Consider the following 4,006-nt stretch of genomic DNA (forward strand, 5'->3'; position numbering starts at 1 on the left):
GACCGCGGGTGCGCGTGCCTTACCGCCGGCGGCCGGGCGGCTTTTGCCGCCCGCGCCACCGCGCGTTGCTGTCGGACGCCCATCGCCCCCCGACGGGGACGTGGCCGTCCCCGTCTGCACACGCGTACGCGCGCCGCTGGTACGTGTGGCCACCGCCGAAACGGTACACAGCCAGGCGGCCGAGTCGCTGCAACCCCGACGAACCGGGCGTGCCGTGCTGGGCCCACCCGCCCACCCGCCCACCCGCACGGGCGGGCGAGGACGAGCCACCCCGCCGGGGTCAGACCTCCAGGACCACCGGGACGATCATCGGCCGACGGCGGTAGTGCTCGTTGACCCAGCGGCCGACCACGCGCCGCACGAGCTGCTGCAGGGCCGCGGTGTCGTTCATCCCACCGCGCATCGCGTCCGCGAGCCCGTCGCTGACGAGCCGGGCCACCGCGTCGAAGGTGCTGGTGGAGTCGGTGAAGCCGCGGGCGGACAGGTCGGGGCCGACGACGACCTTGCCGGCGGCGGCGTCCACCACGACGGTGATCGTGATGAACCCCTCCTCACCGAGGATCCGGCGATCCTTCAGGCTCGGCTCACCGACGTCGCCGACCGCGGCGCCGTCGACGTAGACGTAGCCGCAGGGCACCGCACCGGTGATCCGCGCCCGGCCGTCGATCAGGTCGATGACCATGCCGTCCTCGGCGAGAACCACGTGGTCCGGCGGCACGCCGGTGGCCTCGGCGAGCTTCGCGTGCGCCCGCAGGTGGCGCCATTCGCCGTGCACCGGCATGACGTTGGACGGCCTGGTGGCGTTGAGCACGTAGAGCAGCTCGCCCGCGGGGGCGTGGCCGGAGGTGTGCACCTTGGCGACGCCCTTGTGGACGACCTTCGCGCCGTAGCGGGTCAGGCCGTTGATGACCCGGAAGACCGCGTTCTCGTTGCCAGGGATGAGACTGGACGCCAACACGACGGTGTCCCCGGCCTGGATCCGGATCTGGTGGTCGCGGTTGGCCATCCGGGACAGCGCCGACAGTGGCTCGCCCTGCGACCCGGTGGAGATCAGGCAGATGTTGCGGTCGGGCAACGAGTCCACGTCCCGGGCGTCGACGATCAGTCCCGGCGGCACCCGCAGCAGACCGAGATCGCGTGCGACGCCCATGTTGCGCACCATCGAGCGGCCGACGAAGCAGACCGAACGGCCATGCGCCTCGGCGGCGTCGAGGACCTGTTGCACCCGGTGCACATGGCTCGCGAAGCAGGCGATGATGATCCGGCGAGTCGCGTCCCGGAACACCCCGTCGAGCACCGGGGCGATCTCCCGCTCCGAAGCGACGAACCCGGGCACCTCGGCGTTGGTCGAGTCGGACAGCAGCAGGTCCACGCCCTCGCGGCCGAGCCGGGCGAAGCCACCCAGGTCGGTAAGCCGGCCGTCGAGCGGGAGCTGGTCCATCTTGAAGTCACCGGTGTGCAGGACAAGACCGGCCTCGGTGCGGATGGCGACGGCCACCGCGTCCGGGATCGAGTGGTTGACCGCGAAGAACTCGCACTCGAACGGCCCGTAGGTGTGCCGCTCCTCCTCGCGGATCTCCTGGGTGACCGCCTTGATCCGGTGCTCGGCCAGCTTCGCGTTCAGCAGCGCCAGCGTGAGCCGGGTGCCGATGATCGGGATGTCGCGGCGCTCCCGCAGGAGATAGGGCACCGCGCCGATGTGATCCTCGTGCGCGTGGGTGAGGATCAGCGCGTCGATGTCGGCCAGCCGGTCCCGGATGGCGGTGAAGTCCGGCAGGATCAGGTCGATCCCGGGCTGGAAGTCCTCCGGGAACAGCACGCCGCAGTCGACGATGAGCAGCCGGCCCGAGTGCTCGAAGACGGTCATGTTGCGGCCGATCTCGCCGACTCCGCCGAGCGGGATGATGCGCAGGCCGTCCGCGCGCAGCGGCGGAGGCGGCCCGTAGTCGGGGTGCGGGCGGCTCATGAGACCTCACCCGCCGCCACGACGGCGAATCCGGCCGGCGGACCGGACGGTTGCTGGCGTGCCCCGGCCCCGCGCGGGTCGACGACGTCGAGCGTCGCCGCAGCGAGGTCGACACGCAGCCGTGCGACCTCCGCGGGGGTGGCGTCGACCAACGGCGGCCGAACCGGACCAGCCGGCAGCCCGGCGAGCCGCAGCGCGGCCTTGGCCAGGATCACCCCCTGAGTTCGGAAGATTCCCTCATACGCGGGCAGCAAGCCCTGATGCAGCGCGATCGCCCGACCCACCTCACCGGCCCCAATGGCCTCGATCATGGCACGGATCGCCGGGGTGGCCACGTGCGAGACAACGCTGACGACCCCACAGGCCCCGATGGACAAAAGCGGCAGGGTTAGCGCGTCCGTGCCGGAGTAATACGCCAGATCCGTCCGCGCCATCACCCAGGAGGAGGCGGCCAGGTCGTCCTTGGCGTCCTTGACCGCGACGATACGCGGGTGTTCGGCCAGCTGCACCAGGGTGTCGGTCGCCACCGGCACCCCCGTCCGGCCGGGAATATCATAGATCATAACGGGTAGCCCGGTCGCGTCGGCGATGGTGGTGAAGTGCAACGCGAGCCCGGCCTGCGGCGGCTTGCTGTAGTAGGGGGCCACGACGAGCAGCCCATGGGCGCCCGCGGCCTCGGCCGCCCGGGCGAGCTGCGCCGTGTGGGCGGTGTCGTTGGTCCCGACGCCGGCGACGACACGGGCACGCCCGGCCACTGCCTCGACGACGATCCGCACCAGACGGGCCTTCTCCGCGTCCGTCGTGGTCGGCGACTCCCCGGTGGTGCCGTTGACGACGAGAGCTTCGTTACCCGCGTCCACCAGGCGGACCGCGAGCTGCGCCGCACCCGCCTCGTCGAGCGCGCCGTCCGCCAGGAACGGCGTGATCATCGCCGTGATCATGCGCCCGAAGGGCGCCGGCGGCAACACTGACATACCGGTCACGCTAGAGCGCACCTCCGACATCATCTCTCCGGCCGGCGCGAAACCGCCGAACCTCCGGACTACCCACCGTTGCTGCACCCACCGTTGCTGCACCCACCGTTGCTGCACCCACACCTGCTGGGCCCGGCACCGGACGGCACCCGCCGCGGACCCATCGTCCGCCCGACCCGCCACCCCGGCCAGACCGGTGCGGCCCCCGCCGGGCACACCCACCCAGACCGAACGGCCGCACCGCACCGGCGGGCAGGCTGCCCGCCAAGACTCGATCCCCTTCGCGCACGCACCCGACCACGTTCACACCCACACACCCACCACGCCTCATCCGCACTCGCCACGCCTGACCCGCGCCCATCCGCCTCGCCCGCACCCGCCACGCCCGCACCCACCACGCCTGACCCGCACCCGTCCGCCTCGCCCGCACCCGTCCGCCTCGGTCGCGCGCTCCGCATCTCGTCCGCGCATGCGCCCCGTCCGGACGCCAGCGCGCTGAGGCGGGCGGAGAGGACCTGCTGCGCGAAACCCCTGCTCCGCCTCGCCGCCGGCAGCCCCGCCCACGGTCGCGATCTCTTCCGGGCTGACCTGCCGGCGACTGACGCGTCGCGCCCGCCCGGCCCGATCCCCCGCTACCACCCACCAGCCGGTCGTGGCACCCGGGCGCAGACGCTGCTCCGCCGGCGTTCGCCGCAGCCCGGCCCGTCCGCGGCATCAGCCAGCATAAGGCGGGCCAACGAGGGCGGAGAGGACTAGTGCGTGCGAACGGACCCCCCGGGCACCCGGCCGGGCGATCCCGGCCCCGGCGCACTCCCGCGGTCGCCCGCGCTCAGCATGTTGCGGTCGAGCCGGAACCACAGGTCCCGGCGACCCAGGCGTACCAGCGATCGCAGCCCACCGGAACGAAGCGGCCCGAGCGCCACGCCCGGACCGTAGTTCTTCGGCATCCGCCACCGTCCCGTTCGCCGCTGTTCCGTTCGCCGTCACAGAGCCTCCAGCGTACCGCCACCGGGCCCGCCGGGGACGCGCACCGCGGCTTGCGCGGGCCGCGCGGGCGGATCCGTCA

Annotated in this window: 2 protein-coding genes; both read right to left on the minus strand. The window is 72.8% G+C overall.

The window, feature by feature from the left end:
* Positions 1–280: 280 nt before the first annotated feature.
* Complete coding sequence (locus ND748_RS27100; RefSeq protein ID WP_251749042.1) at positions 281–1,966, minus strand: ribonuclease J; 1,686 nt, start codon at positions 1,964–1,966, stop codon at positions 281–283.
* The gene (dapA, locus tag ND748_RS27105) at positions 1,963–2,970 is read right to left on the minus strand and encodes a 4-hydroxy-tetrahydrodipicolinate synthase (RefSeq protein ID WP_251749043.1); all 1,008 of its coding nucleotides are present in this window, start codon (positions 2,968–2,970) and stop codon (positions 1,963–1,965) included. The genes ND748_RS27100 and dapA overlap by 4 nt, the downstream gene beginning before the upstream one ends.
* Between the last annotated feature and the right edge of the window lie 1,036 nt (positions 2,971–4,006).

It is taken from the genome of Frankia sp. AiPs1 (assembly GCF_023716945.1).
GTDB lineage: Bacteria > Actinomycetota > Actinomycetes > Frankiales > Frankiaceae > Frankia.